General features: G+C 37.5%; 13 protein-coding genes. All 13 read right to left on the bottom strand.

Annotated elements, in window-relative coordinates; all coding sequences use genetic code 11:
- Positions 1 to 5 precede the first annotated feature (5 nt).
- On the bottom strand, positions 6 to 2471 hold the full coding sequence (locus tag ABYT26_RS05465) for an alpha/beta hydrolase-fold protein (protein ID WP_372751885.1): 2466 nt from the start codon (positions 2469 to 2471) through the stop codon (positions 6 to 8).
- Between the two features lie 131 nt (positions 2472 to 2602).
- A complete protein-coding gene (locus ABYT26_RS05460; protein ID WP_372751884.1) occupies positions 2603 to 4132 on the bottom strand; it encodes an arylsulfatase in 1530 nt (509 codons plus the stop codon).
- 88 nt (positions 4133 to 4220) lie between these two features.
- Positions 4221 to 5531: an alpha-L-fucosidase gene (locus tag ABYT26_RS05455; protein WP_372751883.1), complete on the bottom strand. Its 1311-nt coding sequence runs from the start codon at positions 5529 to 5531 to the stop codon at positions 4221 to 4223.
- Positions 5532 to 5601: 70 nt separating this feature from the next.
- Positions 5602 to 7902, bottom strand: coding sequence for a GH92 family glycosyl hydrolase (locus tag ABYT26_RS05450; RefSeq protein ID WP_372751882.1), 2301 nt, complete (start codon positions 7900 to 7902; stop codon positions 5602 to 5604).
- 18 nt (positions 7903 to 7920) lie between these two features.
- Positions 7921 to 9420, bottom strand: coding sequence for an arylsulfatase (locus ABYT26_RS05445; RefSeq protein WP_372751881.1), 1500 nt, complete (start codon positions 9418 to 9420; stop codon positions 7921 to 7923).
- 71 nt (positions 9421 to 9491) lie between these two features.
- Complete coding sequence (locus tag ABYT26_RS05440; protein ID WP_372751880.1) at positions 9492 to 11108, bottom strand: glycoside hydrolase family 172 protein; 1617 nt, start codon at positions 11106 to 11108, stop codon at positions 9492 to 9494.
- Between the two features lie 30 nt (positions 11109 to 11138).
- Positions 11139 to 12986: a family 20 glycosylhydrolase gene (locus ABYT26_RS05435; protein ID WP_372751879.1), complete on the bottom strand. Its 1848-nt coding sequence runs from the start codon at positions 12984 to 12986 to the stop codon at positions 11139 to 11141.
- A gap of 78 nt (positions 12987 to 13064) precedes the next feature.
- Positions 13065 to 13859, bottom strand: coding sequence for an SGNH/GDSL hydrolase family protein (locus ABYT26_RS05430; RefSeq protein WP_372751878.1), 795 nt, complete (start codon positions 13857 to 13859; stop codon positions 13065 to 13067).
- A gap of 18 nt (positions 13860 to 13877) precedes the next feature.
- A complete protein-coding gene (locus ABYT26_RS05425) occupies positions 13878 to 15299 on the bottom strand; it encodes a hypothetical protein (RefSeq protein ID WP_372751877.1) in 1422 nt (473 codons plus the stop codon).
- 80 nt (positions 15300 to 15379) lie between these two features.
- Positions 15380 to 16297 carry a family 43 glycosylhydrolase gene (locus ABYT26_RS05420; RefSeq protein ID WP_372751876.1) on the bottom strand — a complete coding sequence of 306 codons (918 nt, stop codon included), beginning with the start codon at positions 16295 to 16297 and terminating at the stop codon, positions 15380 to 15382.
- An 18-nt stretch (positions 16298 to 16315) separates the two neighbouring features.
- Positions 16316 to 18997, bottom strand: a complete 2682-nt coding sequence (locus ABYT26_RS05415; protein WP_372751875.1) for a glycoside hydrolase family 3 N-terminal domain-containing protein — start codon at positions 18995 to 18997, stop codon at positions 16316 to 16318.
- Positions 18998 to 19033: 36 nt separating this feature from the next.
- The gene (locus ABYT26_RS05410) at positions 19034 to 20404 is read right to left on the bottom strand and encodes a sulfatase (RefSeq protein WP_372751874.1); all 1371 of its coding nucleotides are present in this window, start codon (positions 20402 to 20404) and stop codon (positions 19034 to 19036) included.
- A gap of 52 nt (positions 20405 to 20456) precedes the next feature.
- A partial coding sequence (locus ABYT26_RS05405) for a glycoside hydrolase family 95-like protein (protein WP_372751873.1) occupies positions 20457 to 21221 on the bottom strand: 765 nt, incomplete at its 5' end.

The raw sequence follows: 21221 nt of genomic DNA, 5'->3' as shown, positions 1-21221 counted from the left end.
TAATTTTAGTTCTCCCAAACTATTTCTCCATTCTCAATACTCCAATCATTTCCAAAATAGCCCGTTGCTTTAACTCCATCGAATCCGTTTTTATAAATGGAGGAAGTAAAAATCATGATATCAGGAATACCTACTCCAGATACAAAATAACGATTTGGTGTAACAGCATTAAAACCATCCATACCAGAACCTGAGATAACAGCTACTGAAGCAAGTTCACTATCTACTCGTGGATACATGAAATAGGTTCCGAACTCATTTCCTTTTAGCTTTTTATCTCCCACTGTAATCTCCCCACGTTTTACCTGTATAGGACAATCAGCTAGTAATTCTTTCCAGGCAGCATTGGTTGATGCATTACCATATAAAATAACCGAACGATCTTTATATTTATCTAATTTAAATTCTTTATCTGAAATGATATCTATCGATCCGTTTCCACGATAATAGAATGTTTCTGCATCGAAACGAGCTTTATCGAAAGACCATTTATTTTCTGCTTCAGTTCCTTTTGTTGAATACACAAAAAGCATGTTATGACGGAAAGCATCTTTAAAATTGCCATACCTCTTTGGATTCTTTTCAAAAGTATTGCTTGGTGCTGAAACTACTTTCCAGTTCTCGTTCTCTTTCTCAAACCAAATTTCCTCACCTGCATCGGCAACAGCCTGAATAAAGTTTGATTGATCTATTTTAATTTTTACTGAATCAGATTCAGCACAATGAGTAATATCAAGCTTGAATTTGACTAAGTTTTCAGTTTCAACAGTAATCCATCTATTTTTAAGTACGATGTTCTTTTTAATTTCTTTTTCGTTTGGGATTCTTTGCGACACATGCACACCACAAAACTCGAACGGCAATTTTTGTTGGTATAAAGTTACAAAACGACTACTTGCTGATACTCCAGGACTCGCTGTCCTAAACTCAAAAGTCTTTACCTCATTATTATCAGGAATACTATGCCATTTGAAATAATCGAAAATACTAGCAAAATCGACCCCAAACCAGTGCTTTTTATCTTGATGCTCGTAATAGGCAAAATCGGGATGAAAAGTACTTAAATGCTCTCTCATAAAGCGAGCCTGATCTACGGGAACCACTTGGTCAGCATCGCCATGTTGAATATATATGCCATGATGCAAATAATTACGAGACAACTCTAAAGTATGACTAGAGTGACTTGCTCTCACAAACATATTTTGCAAAGAAGAAGCCTCATCAATCTTATTTTTATTTGAATAGGAAAAAAATGAATACCATCCTGACAAAGGAGATATGGCAGCCCACTTCCCAGGAAAAGTAGCTCCAAGTTGCCAAGTACCATGTCCTCCCATTGAATGACCCTTTAAATAGGTATGTTCCGGGTCGGTTCCGTACATTTGCTCTGCAATTTTCTGAACCTCCATCGCATCCCATCGTCCCCAATCTTCCCAATCAAAACCAAAAGGTCGTCGGTTAGTAGGACAAATTACATGTCCCCAATCTTTTTGTTCATAGGATGCAGACTGACCGCGTGCTTCAACGGCTGCCCCGTGCAAAGATAAAAACATAGCAGGCTTGGTATTGGGTTCTATTTTACCTTCGCGCACAGCAAAATATTGAAGACTGCCATCTATATCTGAAATAAAAGTACGAACGTAAAATTGGTCGGGAGTTCTTACTTTGTAACGAACCGTGGTTTCATCAATTAATTTATTTCCGTTGTAAAGCGACAGGTGAACATCAACCATATCTTTTTGGCTATAATGGTCTTTTACCAAATAAGGCAGTTTACGCATTGTCATTGGTACAATGGTATCCAATTTTGTTTCAAGCTGAACACCACCTGTTTCAGCAATAATTTTTAAATTCTTTTGGCTTTGTGTTGTAGCGTTTAAAATTCGTATGGAACCAATTTTATCGTCTTGTTCTGTAGTTAAAAAGTCAGGAATGGTCATATCCTTTTTCATAAAAGAAACGCTTTTTTCTACAGGCAATAATTGAATATTTACTTTACCACGTGAACCTTTTACCAGAAAAGTATTCTCTCCTTTTTGTAGCTTAATAGGATGAAAAGTAAAATGCTTATTATAAACGTCTCCTCCGCGAGGAACTCCATTTACAAATACTTCACGATGACCCGATATTTCTAAAATGCGAGTCTCTTCCTCTTGGGAATTATAGGTCAGATATAAGTATCCGCCTCTTAATTTTCTTGTTTCAAAAAGACCTTTCACATTCACTGAAGTCGTATCCCATCTTTCAACATTGCCATGTCTGCCAACACCTACAGAATCATTTTGCAAAGGCTTATAATTTTCACTAGTTAAAAATTGATAGAAAATAGGGTCGGTACTAACAACGGAACGAGAACTTTCGCCAACTGCGCCAACAACCAAAGCTTGCTTAAAAGTTATTGTATCCTGAGCAAATAAAGAATTCGCAACACACAAAGTAATCAAGCTAAGTATAAATCTTATTTTCAACATTTATTTCAATTTAATTAGCGTTTGCAGATAAAGCTCAAACACTTAGTTTATGGACTGACCCTAATTAGTCGTTTATCGTTTTGATTTATTGGTTTTAGCCAAAATATATTTTGGCTAAAACCTCTGTCTAGTTATCGCGTAACTGTTCTTCCTTCAGAAACATATTTTAAAAGAATATTTTTAAGTTCTTCTGCTTTTTCAGGATTCTCTTTCACAAGATTTTTTGTCTGCTGAGGATCTATTTTCAGATTAAACAATTCAAAATCTTCGTTATGAGGCACAACACCAAGTGAATCTTTGAACCACTGAGGTTCGGCATTATCTCTACCAGACTTACTATTAATAAATACCCAATCACCTTTACGTATGGCCAACTTTCCGCTTGCACTATGATGTATAGCCATTTCTCGTTCAATGGTATTGGCTTGCTCTCCATCTATTAGTTCATCAATAAAACTATAGCTATCTTCTGCATTATTATTATCCAATTCTATATTCAAATAATCAGCAAGAGTAGCTAGTATATCAGTTTGTGAAACTAACCGATTAGAAGTTTTTCCTTTTTTGATTTTATCAGGATAAGAAACAATAAATGGTAAAGTATGACCACCTTGCCAAAGGTCTCTTTTTATCCCTCTAAAATCTTTCGTAGAATGATGATCATATTCTTTAATGTAGCCAAACACTTGAGATTCCGGCCCATTATCAGAAGTGAAAATAATCATTGTTTCGTCTAATATATTGTTCTTTTCTAATGTTTTAACAATCTCACCAACAGCCCAATCTAATTCAGTAATAAAATCACCATAAAGTCCAACTCCTGACTTCCCCTGAAATTGTTTAGCCGGTACATGAGGGTAGTGAGGAATATGCGGTGCATAGTATAGAAAGAAAGGTTCCTCTTTTTTTAGCTTGAACTCAGCATTCTCTTTTTTCTTTCCAGCAGCATCGATATATTCAACTGCTCTAGCGATATAATGCATTTGAGCTTTTTCCATATCGAAATCATCAAATTTAGGATCTCCTCCCTGACTCATTCCATTTTTAAAGTACCATCTTGCACCATCAGCTTTTTCAGCAGTTCCAGGCACATCGTGACAAGCATAATGTTTGGTACCATATCGTTTACCATACCAAAGGTGTACTTCCTCATAGGTAAATCCGTATGGTTTCCCACTAAAAATAGCTTTGCTATAATCAATCGCATCAGCCGAAATATCTAAACCCTCACGAGATGGCTTAGCAGCCGATTCCCAATCAGATCCCAAACCCCATTTACCAATAGCAGCAGTATTGTAACCATTATCTCGTAACATACTAGCTATGGTTACGCGCCCTTTATTCACCCATGATTGCTCTCCTGGTTTTGGATTACCACTTTTACGACTTGTTCTCCACGAATATTGTCCTGTAAGAATACTATATCGGCTTGGACTACATATGCCACTTGGTGAATGAGCATCTGTAAATAGCATTCCATTATCGGCCAACTTATCGATATTAGGAGTCGGAATTTTACTATCCTTATTGTAACAAGTAACATCTCCATAGCCTAAATCATCAGCATAAATAAGGACTATGTTAGGAGTTTTTGTTTCTTGCTTAGATGAACATCCAAGCAAAACGATTAAACTAAAAAAACAAAGCAATTTTATCTTCATAAGATTCAAGATTTAGGCGGCTACTCTAAAAAAGACAATTCAATTACCTACCCATTAAAGGGTAAATAATTGAATTATCATGCATGTACTATTTAATTTTTAAAGTAAGAATTGTATCAAATGCATCTGCATCTATCTCACCTGGATAAACAAATACACCTTCCTTAACTTGCTTAAATTTGATTTTTTTACCGTCGAAAGTTTGAGCAGACAATACTTTCGCGTCTAAATTTTTAATAAAAATGTAATCTTCGCCTGGTGCATGTGTAATATGAACATACAATTTTTTATCCTTGGAAGTTATAACACCCCACTCCTGCGGGCCAACTACATTTCCTCTGGTACCATAAATACTTTCTCCATATTTTGAAGTCCATTCTCCAATTTCGCCTAAAGTTTTTACAAATTCAGGTTGAATTTCACCATTTGGCATAGGACCAACATTTAGTAGCAAGTTTCCGTTTTTACCAGCAGCTTTCACAAGGAAATGAATGATTTGTTTAGTCGACTTCAACTTTTTATCGTTCAAATTAAATCCCCAAGCTTTTCCCATGGTAGCGCAAGATTCCAATGGAAGTTGACTCACTTTAACACCATGACTAAATCCTCCTTTGTTCTCCCCTGGAAGATCTCTTTCAAAAGTTTGAATGTCCTCACCTGGAATTGGTGTAAGATGGTGATTGTTTGCAATTAAGGTATTCGGACTCAACTTATGAATGAGCTGATAAATTTCGTTATAACGCCAATCTACTGTTTTACGCTCCCAGTGTCCATCGAACCAAATGCAACCAACTTCTCCATAATTTGTTAACAGTTCAGTTAATTGTGTTTTCATAAAATCGATATACTTATCCCAATCGGCATCAACCGGTTTTCCATCAACAATTTTCTTTCCAAAACCGTAATCTTCTCTAGCCCAATCTAAAAGCGAATAGTAAAAGTTCAATTTGATCCCCTCTTTTTTACACTCTTCAGCAAGCTCTTTTAAAGGATCTTTTCCATAAGGTGTCGCATCAACAATATTGTAATCCGAAGCTTCAGTATCGAACATACTAAAACTATCGTGATGCCGAGAAGTAATCGTGATGTATTTCATACCTGCATTCTTAGCAATTTGCACCCATTCTTTGGCATCAAAAGCCTGTGGGTTAAAAAAGCTGGCTAGTCGACTGTATTTTTCATACGGAATATGCTGTTGAAACATCACCCATTCACCATCGCCAGGAATACTGTAAATTCCCCAGTGGATAAACATACCAAATTTCATATCCTGAAATTCTTTACGAGCTTCAAGATTACCTTCTGTTGGTGTGTATTCATCCATCGGGAAAGAATATTCCTGCGCTTGAACACCCAATCCTAACATCAGGAAAACTGCAATTATTAACGAATTCTTCATTGTCTTATTTTTAAAATTTATTTTCATACTCTTCTTAAACTCCCAAACAAAATAGCAGTCATTTCATCAACTACTGTATTTTTGCTTGCGATCCCATTTCCATTTCTAAAGTTCCACCTGCTACTATTTCTTCATGCGTTATCCAAAATCGATCCAATACTTTTCCATTCAATTTCATGGATTGGATGTAAATATTCTCGGAAGAATTATTTTTTGCTTCGATGGTAAATTTCTTTCCCTTATAATAGTTTGAATCGAGATTGATTTCAATCTTACTAAAAACCGGACTTGTAATCTGATAAATATTATCTCCTGGACAGATTGGATGAATTCCCATGGCAGTTAAAACATACCATGCCGACATTTGCCCCACATCTTCGTTACCACAAAGACCATATGCACCTACACCATAAGCCTCCTTACAAATTTTACGTGTCCATTTCTGCGTTAAATGCGGCACTCCTGCAGTATTCAGCATAAATGGAACATGATGAACCGGCTCATTAGGATGATTATAGTAATTGTTCCACAAAAAGTCTTCTGGGGTTTTTTCAAAAAAGGAAATCAAGGAATCACGATATGCGTTTTCTCCACCCATTAGTGATTTCAATCCTTCAATATCGTGAGGAACAAACCAACCTTGCTGATAAGGATTACTTTCGATACAACCTTGTCCATGCGTAGTTTTTCCTTTCCATTCTGTCCATTTACCATCTTCAGTTCTCGCTCTAAACCATTTCACATCCTCATTCCAGATATTCTTATAGTTATTACTTCTTTTGTAATACTCTTCAGCAATATCTTCTTTGTTTTGCGATTCGGCAAACTTGGCCATGCACCAATCAGAATAGGCATATTCCATTGTCATGGATACCTTTTTAGGGATAAAACCAAGTGGTTCATTTGTAAATGTATCCACTGAATTCTTACAATAATCAAATGCCTTATCGATATCATAATTTCTGATGCCTTTCTCGTAAGCATCCACAATAACCGAAACAGCCGGATTACCCAACATACAGCCTGAATAGGAGTTCAACATTTCCCAGCGAGGTAAATACTCTCTTCCACTTAATTCGGCCATTTGCAGGAGCGAATTGATTTCATCATTCACTAAAGATGGATTGATAATGGTTTGTAAAGGAAATTGCGAACGAAACACATCCCATCCACTAAATATGGTACGATAGGTAAAATCATTACTTTGGTGAACATTTTTATCAGCACCTATGTAATTTCCATTTACATCTGAGAATGTTCTTGGATCGATCATGGTATGGTAAAGCGAAGTATAGAAAATTGTTTTTTCTTCCTCACTACCACCCGAAACGCTTACATTTCTTAAAGCATCATTCCACAATTCACGAGATTGGTTATGCACTTTATCGAAATCCCAATGGGCAATATCGTGCAATAAATTTTCTTCAGCACCTTCAACGCTCACAAAAGAAATTCCGCTTTTCACCAATACCTCTTCCCCTTCTTTGGTTTTAAAGTTGGTATAGAAACCAAGGTGTTTCCCTTGCATTTCCTTCGCGTTTTTAAAACGAGGTGCATTTTTCACAGCATCTTGATAAGCCTCTTTACGGATATGGCGCATTTTTCTTCCTTCAACAGGAATATCAGCACTCCAAACACCATAATCTTTTAGTGGCTTACTAAACTGGCAGTAAAAATAAACGGTGTAATCGGCTTTACCTTGGCCAGCTCCCCATCCACCTCCTTCAGGAGGACATTTCATCCATCCTGAAATGGTATTTTCATTCTCAACTTTAATGTATTGCTCGGTTGATGTACCTCCCACTCTTCTCGACAAATCGATTTGAATTCGCGAACTATCGCTCTCAGGATAAGTGAAGCGAATAATTCCGGCACGCGGAGCTGCTGTTAATTCAGCTCTCACCTGATAATCATCCATGGTAACAGCATAGTAAGCTGCTTTAGTTACTTCTGTTTCGTGCGAGAAACGAGAACGGTATCCTTCTTCTGGATTCGTAGGAATACCACGATTCGTAATTAACTTACCAACTGTAGGAGTTACTAAAAAATTTCCCAAATCGCCAAACCAGCCTACCCCACTCATATGAGTAAAACTAAATCCTTCTAGCGTATTGTGTTCATACGAATAACCACTCCCATTGTCTCCTCCGGTAAAGGAATCCGGGCTCAGCTGAACCAAACCAAAGGGAGTTGCAGCTCCGGGAAAAGTTTTCCCAAAGCCATGCGCATCCTTCGTTTTTTTTCCATAAGTAATGGCTCCGATAATCGGATCGATATAATCAACCGCCTCTGTGCTTTTCTCCGCTGGAGCGCAACTTAATAGCAAATACGAAATTGCTCCCAGATATAAAAATAAAATCTTCTTATCCATTACTTGTTTTTTAGCATTCTATTTGTCTGACTTAAAAATATCTACCTCAACATCGTTATTCAGTTTTTCTCCCTCTTTGGTTCTGCCTCTTTCAACGATAGCAACCAATTCCGCGGTAAGCTCTTTCACCAATTCAGGATGTTGCTGATAAACATTATTCTGCTCACTAATATCATTTTCCAAATCGTATAACTGAATTTCCGGATCCCCGTCTTTACGAGCTCTACCATCATTCGGGAAAGACCATCCTCCAGAACCAGGACAAAGCTCTAACTTCCATTTTCCTTTACGGATAGAGAATTTACCTTTGATAGAATGATGAATTACCGAAGTGTAAGCACTTTTTGCATTCTCATCTATCAAAAGCGGTAAAATACTATAGGAATCAACACCTTCGTTTTCTGGCACAACAACATTTGTTATATCGGCAACAGTCGCCATTAAATTGGTCAAACAAACCAGTTGTTCATTGGTTGAACCCGCTTCAATTTTCCCTGGCCATTTTGCAATAAAAGGCACACGATGTCCACCTTCCCAGATATCTGATTTTGAACCTCGAAATGGTCCACTGATGTAATGACCATATTCTTTCTGTAATTTACCTGCCTTCGCTGGAAAATAGGAACAACCATTATCGCTGGTTAAAAATACCAATGTATTCTCTTCAATTCCATTTTTTTTGAGAGCTTCCATAACACGACCAACCACATAATCGGTCTCCATTACAAAATCGCAATAATCACCCATGCCACTTTTGCCTTTCCAGTTTTCAGAAGGCACAATTGGAGTGTGAGGAGAATTTAATGCTAAATACAAGAAAAAAGGATCTTTTTCCTTCGATTTTTCTTCGATATACTCACTTGCATTATCGCCTAAAAACTCTAACATTTTTACCGTAGGCATGTTATCAATTACTTTATCGTCTTTAATTACTGTTTCCATAGAAGCAGAGTGATGGAAACCTAAATACGAATCAAAACCACGACTAACAGGTCCGTTTGGCACAACTGAACCTATTGGCGCAGGAGAAGGCCTCTTTTTACCATTATACACATCAACAGGATTTCCTTCGGCATCGTTAACAGCAAAACCCAAATGCCATTTTCCCATAGCAGCTGTCTGGTAACCGGCTCTTTTAAGTAATTTCGGAACTGTTAAAATATCTTCTGAAATTAAAGGTTCAAATTCTGCACCACCTCCTAACACGCCTGTTTGTAAATGTGAACGCCAGGCATAACGACCTGTAAGTACACCATAGCGAGTTGGAGTGCAAACTGAAGATCCCCCATGAGCATCGGTAAATGACATTCCCTCTGTAGCTAACTTATCCATGTTTGGCGTGGGTATTTTCCCATGTTCAGGATTTAAAAACTGTACATCACCATAACCCAAATCATCACAAATCACATAAACGATATTCGGTTTTTTACTTTCGTTTTTTTGTTCACAACTGGTGCCAAATACAACTAGCATTGCAAGTGCAAATGTGTTAAGTGCATATTTAACTTTACAAATCATATTAAGTATATTTATTTGCTTTTAAAAAGCGTGATATTTTATAGGGTAATAAAAATTAATGCAACAATTATTTATTCCGGAATCTCAGGAACATTCAAAGCCCCCTCAGGATCAGGAAGTCGATTTGAAGTAGTTTGTGCATCGCCATACCACATCATTCCAACACCATAAGCCATTTCACAATCGGTCCAACTCCAAATTTCCATATCTAATTTTAAAGAGCTAGCAAATGGCATTCCATCTAAAGCTCGTGTTCGTGTTTCTGTACTGAATCCTTTGGTATTTCTTTCATCAGTCGTTTTTCTATTCAACTTATTGTAGACATTGCTACGAGGCTGAGCATGAAATGGATGCTCGTAAAAGTCGGTACTTTTCCCTCCCCATGAGTAGGCGTAATAATCTTCGGTACCAGTACCAAAAAGGGAAGGAAAATCTTCTCCATCCACCCATATTTTTTCATCACCTTCGCCCCACCATCTTTCAACCGGATTCATTACTGTTAAAGCATCTCCAACGTATACTCCGCGACCTTGTAAAGTGATATAGTTCCAATCGGAATAAGGACGTGTAGCTACAGGATATTGCCCTCGCCAAGCTGCATGAAAATACATACTTTGTTCGTTCCACTGCCAATCTCCAACTACAGCATTTAAAGCAATATCAAGCGTTTCATTTCCTAAGTTTAGAATTGATATTTTACCGGATTGCTGATATGGCATCACCCAACGACTAAACATTGTTCCATCTTCGGTAACTGTATTGTGCCAGCCTTGAAATGGGTTGATACCAATTCCTGTTCCAAAAAAATCTCCAATAGGACACCAAACTGTTTCTTTCCCATCAAATTCCATTTTCAGTACAACTGAACGAGTAATGGTAGAATCGGCATAGTTGCCCAATTTTAATGATATCTCTTTAACGGCAGCATTTCCAGAAGGCAGCTCAATACTTTTTTGCTCCTTAGATGTTAAAGTTGTGTTGAATTCAACTTTTCCACCATCTGCCTTTGTTTGAGGATGAAGTAAGCTCTCTCCGACGCTAGTTATTAATTTTTTAGCTGAGTTAAAATCTTCCAAAGTAAATGTTTTAACTAGTGTTCCTTGAGGATATTCACGATAAGTAAACTGATAGAAAAATGGACGACCTGTTACTGTTACCTTACAACTTTTAGCAAAAGGAATTGGGAAAAAAGATACGGCCGAACGAATTGATTGATGTGCTAAAGGATAAGGAATTAATCCGCTTCCATTTAATAAAGAAAGCATATTCCCTTCCAAAACAGGAAGGGTATCACCATCGAAATAAAATTTTATTTGAAGATCTGTATCTGCTTTATTGGGATTTAAGAAAGGCATCCAGGTGCGTACAATTGCACCTGGACCTTCATGTTCCATTAAAACCCATTCTTTCTGGCCGTTCTTCTCTTCTATTCGAATAAAATTATGGTCTTTCTCATTCGAATTGAAATCGTGGTTATTAAACCATCCTATAGAATCATCAGGACTCGTAGAAACTCTATTGTAACTACTTTGCTGTTTCAAACGCCAATCTATTTCAGGATAGGTGGCAATCGCATCACGATCAACCATTTCATGCAACAAAGATTCAATGGTAATCGTTTCTTCCTGATTACAGGAAAAAAACAAAGAACTTAAAACCAATATAGAAACAAACACTGTATTTCTCATCGTATATCTTAAATTATACCAATAATTTAATTACTTCAATCTTACTTCGGTAACTTCTCCTAACAATTTACCTTCCTTATTAAATAAACCAGCTTTAAGTAAAGTTCGAGGTTTCGTTTTAAATACTCCATCATATTTAGTTCCCTTTACAGATGGTTCATCTCCATTTAAAGTATAATAAATATCATAACCCACCATTTCTGTTTCTAAATATACGATTGCTTGGTTATGTAACTGATCAATTGCAAATGGTGCATAAACTGTGTACATACTGGTAGAATAGTTGATAGCATCGCGATCCAGACTAGGAAAATGAGCTTCAACAGCCGATTGAAATCTAGCCCAATCTTTTACTTCTGGTTGGCTCCATGCTACTTCTGCATTGGCAAAAGTACGAGGATAAAGCATGTACTCAAAATGTTCTTCGGTAGGTGTAAACTCTGCCCATAAACAAGCCTCAGTTCCTTTTACCAACTTAGCTTCTTCTGCTGTTAATTCTTCAGGAATTGGTTCGTAACTATATACTTTCCACAAAGGAAGCACTACCTTTGGTCCTTCTGGTTCCATATCAGTTGGTCCCTGAACCTGGCAGATATAGGAATGATTATATGATGCCTGTATTGTTGGATAGCCCCCTTTAGGTGCATCCACTTCAGGAGTGTATTTATTTCTTCGCCATGCCATAATTGTAGCACCTTTGGCACCTTTACCACTCAAAATTTCGTCCCAGCCAATCATGGTTTTACCTTTAGAAGTAACCATTTTGTTTACTCGCTGAATAAAATGACTTTGCAAGTCCTCTTCGTCTTCTAAATCATTATCACTCATCACTTTTTGGCAAAGTGGACATTTTTTCCAGTTTTTCTTGTTGCACTCATCGCCACCAATGTGAATGTATTTTGAAGGGAATAATTCAGCTACTTCAGTTAATACATTATCTAAAAATTCATAGGTCGTTTCTTTTCCGGCACACAAAGCATTATCGGGAGCTTTTCCTCCAACAGCTACTTCAAAATTAGCCTCATCAACACAGCACAAAAAAGGATAGGATGCAACCAAAGCTTTACTGTGCCCAGGCACATCAATTTCTGGTATGATTTCCACATTTCTAAGTCGAGCGTATTCAATTACTTCTTTAATATCTTCTTTGGTGTAAAAGCCACCTACTGTTTTGGCCTCTTTGGCTGTTGCAGCCTCTCTTTTCCACCAGGCAATTCCAGTTCTATCAGCTCTCCATGCACCTTTATCGGTTAAGTTTGGATACTTATCTATTTGAATTCTCCAACCCTGATCATCGGTTAAATGCCAGTGAAATTTATTCATTTTATAGGCCGCAAAAATATCAATTTGCTTCATGATAAATTCCTTGGTCTGAAAATGACGAGACACGTCGATCATCATTCCTCTCCATTCGAAACGAGGTTTGTCCTTAATCAGTAAACATGGAATTTCTGCTTTCTGCTTTGCATCTGCAGGAATCAATTGACGAAGCGTTTGAAAAGCGTAAAACAAACCTGCATAAGAATTGGCTGTACACAACACCTTTTCCGATGATACTTCCAAACGATATCCTTCGTCTGCCATTGATTCATCGTTGCCAACAACAAATTCAATAAAATTAGAAGCAAGCTCTGATGTTCCAGCCACCACCTCAATATCAACCGCTAAATCATTTTTCAATTTTCCAGAAACATAAGTCTGAAAATCATTTGCATATTCCGCTGGAATATAACATTTGGTACTGGCAGAAATCAAAAAACTGCCATCTTTTAGATCTATGGATTCCGGTTGAGGAATCAGGTTCAATTCCCTTGTTTCTGTTTTCACAGAACAGGAAAATAAAAATATACTTACAAAAAACAGAATCAGTTTATTCATTTATTATAGTTTTAAACAGAAACAGATTTGCAAACAAAGCAAATCGAAACTCCTTTCAATTTTACGATTTCAGCGAATTTATAATTGTTTTGAAATGACTTCAGCCACCTTTTTTCCTTGTTCACTTTTTCCTAATTGGTTGTAATGAACATTTCCTGGTTTTAAAGTCCATTTTTCGAAATTTGGTTTCGTAAATGCATACAAATCATTAATAACTATTGATGGGTATTTTGCCATAACCTCCATAGCTGCTTTGTTATATTTTACACTATCTCCAGCAATTCTTCCGTCAGCACCTTCAGGAACCGGAGTAGAGCTTGCGAAAATCAATTTAGCTTTTGGAAATTCTGAAATCAGATACTTACAAATTTTATCCAAATTCGTTTGATATTCAGTTAATGAAGAAACTTGCTTTCCATTCTCCTTATCTAATTTTCCATTAGCTAAGTATTTCAAATCATGTAAACCAACGTTAAAATGAATCACATCCCAGGTAAAATTCAAACCATTCTCTAAATAGGGTTGAAACATGGCCTTTTTCATTTTTTCCATATTCGGAATAAAAGTATTACTGGCACCTCCATTACGGAAAGTACGAAATACATTGGCTTTCCCTTGTAATTCTTCACGTACCTTTAATGTGTAACCAATTGAGATAGAATCACCATATAAAAAAACGTTGGGCAATCGTTTTTGTGGATGAACATATGCATATGGCGCTTCTTTAATTCTATAATCACATAATTTGGTCCATGCTTCTCGGCAAACTTGCTCGTTACACCTTTTCTTATTCCCCTTAGCAAAAGCCATAGGAGCGACACCCATGAAAAGTACTGACGCTCCTAAACCTTTTATAAATTTTCTTCTATCCATATTGAATGTCTTAGCTTTTTACAAACTAACTACTATTGTATTAAACGACTTTGCACTTAATTGAGCAGTAACAGGTGTGTTATTAATATTAAGATTTAAAACACAATCTTCCGCTTTATCGTTATAAGCTAAAACAATCACTTCATTTTTAACCTGATCGAAGAATACAATTGAATTATCGTTGTCAACATCCAATTTTACATTTCCTGCTTTTACAAATGCACTTAAGTGCTTCATTAAATAAAACTCAGGATTATAAGTAATTGACTTGCTTTTACTATCGATAGAAATCATTGAATTTTGTTTCCAACCCCACTGGCTTTTTCCTGTTTCATCTAAAATCATGTTCCAATACATATAAGCATTAGCTCCATTTTTAAAGTAATGTTTCATTAGGTCAAAGGTATGCTCAGCGGCTTTCCAGTCGTTAGAACCATCACCACATTCGGTTTCGGTTTGCATTAAACTCATTTGAGGATATTTGGCATGAACATCTTTAATTGCACCTTTACCTGCCCACTGAAAACCTACTCCTTTAACAAGATCAAGAACATTTTTATATTGCAATACATCGTTTACACGTTCAATTTGCGGACGCTCAATAGTACCTAACCAAATGTCAGCATCAATAGAGTCAGCTTTAAATTGAGGCGCTAAATAATCAGCAATAAGAATTCCAAGATCCTGCATTTTCCATACACATGATGGGAAATTTTGCGCTGAATTAGGTTCGTTTTGAACATGAACAGCACTGATTTTAATTCCCTCTTGTTCATAAGCTTTAATAAATTTAGAGAAGTAAAGTGCATAAGCCTTAAAGTAAGCTGGTTCTGTAATAAATCTTGAAACTAATTCTTCGGTTGAGCTAAGCTCTGGTGATAAATCATTAACCTTCGCATCAGCACGACAAGCATAGTGTTTGTTGTGTTTCATCCATGAAGGAGGACACCAAGGTGAAGCCCATACTCTGATTTCAGGATTTAATTTTTGAGCTTCGTGAATGTAAGGAACCAAACGTTGCTTATCGCGATCTATAGAGAAATTCTCCATAGCAAAATCCTCTGAAGTCTCGTTATGGCTGTACCAATCAACAGCATAGTCGTTAGCACCAATAGGCATACGACACAAGTTGAACTTACATCCTGTTTCTGTATCAAATAAGTCGTTTAGTAATTGTTGTTTTTCAGCAGGAGTAACCATTCCTAAAGCCTCCCAACCCATTTCGTTAAAACAACCACCAAAACCCTCAATTTCTTGCTGTTGTTTCTTAGTATCAATATTTAACACAACTTCTTGCAAACCATCTTTTGAGGGTGCGGCAATTTCTTTTTCTTCCCAACGAGCATCATTGGTAGTGCTTACCCACTTTACATTTGGCGTTTTTGTGCAAGCCACAGAGGCTAACGCAACAACTAGCAGACTTAATTTTATAGATTTCATAGATTTTAATTTTTTAGTAACAAAACAGGTACAAGAAATTCTCAAGTATTTATTAATTTGATTTTCCAGATCAATTTCTACTATTCCACATCATCTAATGTGTATATAATAGGTTGAATGCTGCCATCCTCGTTAAAATACATTTTCTCGAAACAAGCAGATCTTTTATGAAAAGAACCATCAGAAACATCTCCCCGATGATAAAAAAAGTACCATTCTCCTTTAAATTCAATAGCAGAAGCATGATTTGGTGCATTGGGTGCATCGGGTGCCAACAGGCCTTTAAATGTTGCATATTGAGGCAAAGGTTCATTTGCCATCCAATAGTTGGTAACTTTTCCTAACCTACCATGAAAATAGTATATGCCTTTTCGTTTAAAAACATGAACAGCTTCATTCACTCTTTCTTCACTCAGTCGAACCCAGGGACCATCAAGCTCCACCATATTATCCTTAAGTTTTGCTCCCATTACGTGTGCTCCTATTTCACCAATATTAACCTTGTGGTCATTCCCATAGATATAAGCTTGTCCATCTTCGTCCACAATCACACAAGGATCAAAAATGGTTGTAATCTTACCGGTTACGGCTTCCTCCCATGGTCCAACTGGAGTGCGGCTTTTAGCCACACCAATATGTGTTTTATCGTAAGGAAAATAGAAATAGTACCAACCATCTTTGTAAGCCACATCGGGAGCATTCATTTGCCCCTGTGCCCAGGAATATTCGCGAGGTTTAAGCACCACTCCATGGTTCGTCCAGTTCACCATATCTTCCGATTCCAGAACCAAATAATCTTGCATGGTGCTATAATTAACTGCGCTATCCTGATCATGGGAACAGTACACATATACCTTCCCATCGAACACTTCGGCAGCAGGATCGGCAGCGTACATAAAATTCGCTTGCTTTTTCCGTAGAATCGGGTTCTGCGCCTGACACGCGAATCCGACCAAACCCACAAATAAGATTAGTACTCCTGCTATTTTCTGTTTCATCAGTTTCTACAGATTCGTTTATTGTACACTTAATATTCCTCTCAGCTTCCCATCTTTCGATGATGAACCAATTACAATTCTAAAATCACCTGCTTCCACTACTCTTTCCATGTCTTTATTCAACATCGAAAGCTCATCAGGTCCGAGTGTGAAATGTACTATTTTCTCTTCGCCAGGAAGTAAGGAAATTCTTTGGAAGCCTTTTAACTCTTTAATCGGACGACTCACCGAAGCCAATTCATCGCGAATGTATAATTGAACTACCTCTTCTCCTTTTACCGCTCCAGTATTTTTAACAACACAGCTAATTTTCACCGTCTCATCGGCTGCAATGGTATTTTTACTGAATGCCAAATCTGAATACTCAAAAGAAGTATAACTCAAGCCAAATCCGAAAGGAAATAAAGGCTGACCTGTTAAGTTGTGATAGTTATCGCCACGACCGGTAGGTTTGTTGTTGTAATACAAAGGACATTGCGCTTCATCAACGGGGAAAGTAATCGGCAATCTTCCTGCTGGATTTTCATCCCCAAACAGTACATCTGCGAAAGCATTTCCTCCATTTTCGCCAGGATACCAAGCCATAAAAACAGCATCAACATCATTAATCCAATGCGACATGGTGATGGCACTACCACCTACCAAAGCAACAATGGTTGGCTTACCCGTTGCAGCAACCGCTTTAATCATTTCTTCCTGATGACCAGGCAAAGCCAATAGCGCACGATCCTGAAACTCACCTTCGTGAATACCAGCAACAACAACAGCTATATCACTATTTTTCGCCGCTTCTACTGCATCAGCAATTTGTTGTTCCCAAACATTTTCAACAGTAGCATCCCAAACCAATTTCAGTTTTACATTTCCTGCTGATTCAAAAAATTCAAGTTTTAAATCGTACTCCTTACCTTCCTCAAAATCAAAATCTTTAAGAATGGTATTGTAGGATTGTTTTTTCCAATTGTCGATAATCAGCTTTCCATCCAGGTAAAGACGGTAACCATCATTTCCTTCGATTCCCAGCTTAAATTTTCCAGCTTTAGGAGCTTTAATTTTCCCTGTCCAACGTACCGAATACCAATCGTAAGCTAAGTCTTCATGTGGAGAAAAAAGTGTCCAACCACAATTAATTTTCTTATCGATACGCTCCACTTTTGGTTCTCCAGTCAGTGTGATATTATCGAAATACTGAGCCGATAAACCAGCTACTTTTTTTCCATCTTTAGTGGTTGATAAAAAGTCGGTAGGAACAACCAGATGAGTTCTGGAATTCAATGGAACACCCGCTGAGTAAAGAATATTCTCTTCGCCAACTGCATTTTTCATTCCATCGTATATAGATACAATATCGTTTCCTGGTCCACTATATCCACCTAAACGTCCGGCTTTCACATCAGAACCGATTAAAGCAATTTTATTTCCTGATTTCGCAATGGGAAGAGTTTCCTTTTCATTTTTCAGAAGAACCATAGATTTAGCCGCCGATTTACGCGCTAACTCACGATGACTTTTATGCCCGTTCCAAAGAGCTGCCTGATCGGCATCAACGTAAGGATTTTCGAACAATCCCAATTCAAATTTTATTCTTAGTATTCTACTCACAGCTTCATCGATGGCTTTTTCATCAACCATTCCTTCTTCATAAGCTTTCCAAAATAAAGGATAGTGATTGTAATTGGTCTGAAACATCACATCTAAACCTGCTTCAACAGCATCTTCGGTCGATTCAGCATAATCTTTAGCTGTAAAGTGCAATACATTCGAACCTCCGGTAGCTCCCGCATCGGAAATTACAAAACCTTTAAAACCCCACTCTTCTTTTAATTTGGTACGTAGCAACCATTCATTAGCAGAACAAGGAGAACCATCTAATGAATTGTAGGCTGTCATTACCGAACGAGCGCCAGCCTTTTGGAACACCGCTTTAAAGGCAGGAAAATAAATTTCTTCGAGCAAACGTTCGCTAAAGCTGATAGGATAAGAGTCACGCCCTCCTGCACCAATGTTTGCAACAAAATGCTTAGGCGTCGTAATCACTCCTTCTTTTTCGAACTGACTGATAAAAGCCACACCCATTTGGGTTGTTAAGTAAGGATCTTCACCATAAGTTTCCTCTACTCTACCCCAACGAACATCGCGGGCAATATTTAAAACAGGAGATAAAATCTGACGAATTCCTCTGGTTTTTGTTTCACGAGTAATAGCTCTTGCTACATCGGCAACTAAAGTCGTATCCCAGGTTGCAGCCAAAGCAATGGCCTGCGGAAAAGCAGTTGCTCCATCACGCGTTAATCCGTGCAAAGCTTCATTAAATGGAATTAAAGGAATTCCCAAACGTGTTTCTTCCAGAAAATAATGTTGAAGCTTATTAATCTTTTCGGTCATTTCATAGGCTGATCCTGCCGAACCGTAGTCCATTATTTGTTCGGCGGCAGTTGCTTTTTTTCCTTTACTAGCGACTTGAAATCCAAATACTCCATTTTTATATTTGCTCATATCCTCGCTATAATCACCAGGAATCATAAACATTTGCCAGAATTTTTCTTCCAGGGTCATTCTGCTAAGCAAGTCATCTACTCGCTCATCGACTGATAATTTGGCATTTTTATAAGGCAAAGTTTTCTTTGCCGTTACTGATAGTGAACTCAAAAAAAGCACACAAACCAACAACACATTTCTCGTATTTTTGAAGTTTTTCACGTTATCCTATTTTAAAAATTATGGCAATACAACTATCTAATGAACATTGTTTTTAAGCTCAATGTCATAAGCTATCATTTTTTGTCTCAATTTTTCAACCACTTCAGGTTTTTCACTAGCGATATTTTTTGTTTCAGAAATATCCTTTTTCAAATCATATAGTTCTGTTTTTCCTTCAACAATACGAAGCTTCCAATTTTCGCTTCGTACAGCTTCCAAAATTGTATCCTTATAAAAATAGAATGCATCATGCGGAGTTTTTGCTTCTTTTTCTCCCGATAACAAAGACCAGATATCTTTACCATCAATCACTTTTTCTGGTAATGTTCCACCTGTTAATTTTGCAATTGTAGGCAACAAGTCAATTGTAGATGCAATTTCCGAACAGACAGTTCCTGCAGGAATCTTTCCCTTCCATTGTGCTATCATTGGTTCACGCATTCCACCTTCGTAAGTTTGGAATTTAAATCCACGCAATGGAAAAGCAGAACCACCATGACCATTTTTTAAATTCCATGGGCCATTATCAGAAGTAAAAATCACCAAAGTATTTTCTTCAAGCCCCAATTCTTTAAGGGTATTCTGAATCTGTCCCATACTCCAATCCAACTCTTCAATCACATCACCATACAATCCTCTTGCACTCTTTCCTTTAAAGTTTTCAGAAGCATGTAAAGGCACATGAGGCATAGATTGAGCGACATACAAAAAGAATGGACTGTCTTTTTTATCCTTGATAAATTGAACGGCCTGTTCTGTATATCTTTTGGTAAGATAAGTCTGATCGACAGGATATTCAATTACTTCATCCTGTTGCATCAAAGGCACTCTTCTTCCTCTCCATTTCTTCTCGCGAAGACTATCAATGGTCATTCCTTCATTAAAAATAATATCTGCAGAAACCTTAGAATCAGGATTTACCGACATATCGTTACTAAAAGGAATACCAAAATATTGATCGAATCCCTGGCTTGTTGGTAAATATTGTGGCTGATCTCCCAAATGCCATTTTCCGATACAAGCTGTTGCATATCCTTTTTGCTTAAGCATATCAGCAATGGTTATTTCTTCGGTTGGTAAACCTCCTTCAAGATTTGGCCAAAGTACCCGAGGCACATCAACACGTGGAGGATAGCATCCTGTTAAAAGCGCAGCTCTTGCAGGAGAACAAACCGATGATGCTGAATAAAAATCTGTAAACCGAACCCCATCCTTAGCCATTTGGTCGAGATTAGGTGTTTTGATTAATGGAGAACCAAAACAACCAACATCTTCATAACCCTGATCATCCGTAAAGAAGATGATTACATTAGGCGACTTTGGACTTTGAGAGCAGCCCAACAGGAACAAACCAACACAAAAAAGTATTAGGATTCTAGCACTCGATTTTTTTGAGGAATTTTTCATTTTATTGTTTCTATTTTACAATCAATTGTCTCTAAACAAATTTTGAACAGTACTATAACTGCTCCAGAGCTCCATTGAAATTATATATCTTGCCTTTTTCGGTATTCAAGTCAATTTGCTTTTCTCCATATTTCAAACGACAAATGTTACCTGTTTTTGAAAGTACCTGAAGGTTCTGAAGCTGTCCATTCTCCCAACTAAAAGTAAGTTCAAATCCACCACGCACACATAGTCCGGAAATCTTACCTTCTGGCAAAGCATCAGGTAAAGCTGGCAATAAATCGATATTTTGTAAGTGACTTTGCACCAAAGTTTCAAGAATACCAGAAGCCCCCCCAAAATTACCATCGATTTGGAAAGGAGGATGTGCATCAAATAGATTCGAATAAGAACCACCGCCAACTTTTCCATCGGCACGTTCTGCTGGACTCAACAGTTTATGGATCATCTCGTAAGATTTGTTTCCTTCTAAAAAACGAGCCCAATAGTTGATTTTCCAAGCCAAACTCCAACCTGTTCCGCCATCACCACGAAATTCGAGCGACTGCTTGGCAGCTTTCATCAAGTCAGGTGTTTCAACCGGATTAATTTCTTTGCCAGGATAAACAGCCCATAAGTGGGAAACATGACGATGGTGATTTTCTGGATCGTCTACATCTTCGAGCCACTCCTGCAACTGACCATGCTTCCCTATTTGGTTAGGCGCAATTTTAGGGATCATTGTCTGTAGTTCTTTCGAGAAATCTTTATCTATATCTAAAATTTCAGCAGCCTGAATACAAATTCGAAACAAAGCACGAATAATTTGATGATCCAT

It is taken from the genome of Labilibaculum sp., assembly GCF_041595635.1.
GTDB lineage: Bacteria > Bacteroidota > Bacteroidia > Bacteroidales > Marinifilaceae > Labilibaculum.
This window is presented reverse-complemented; position numbering and strand designations above follow the sequence as displayed.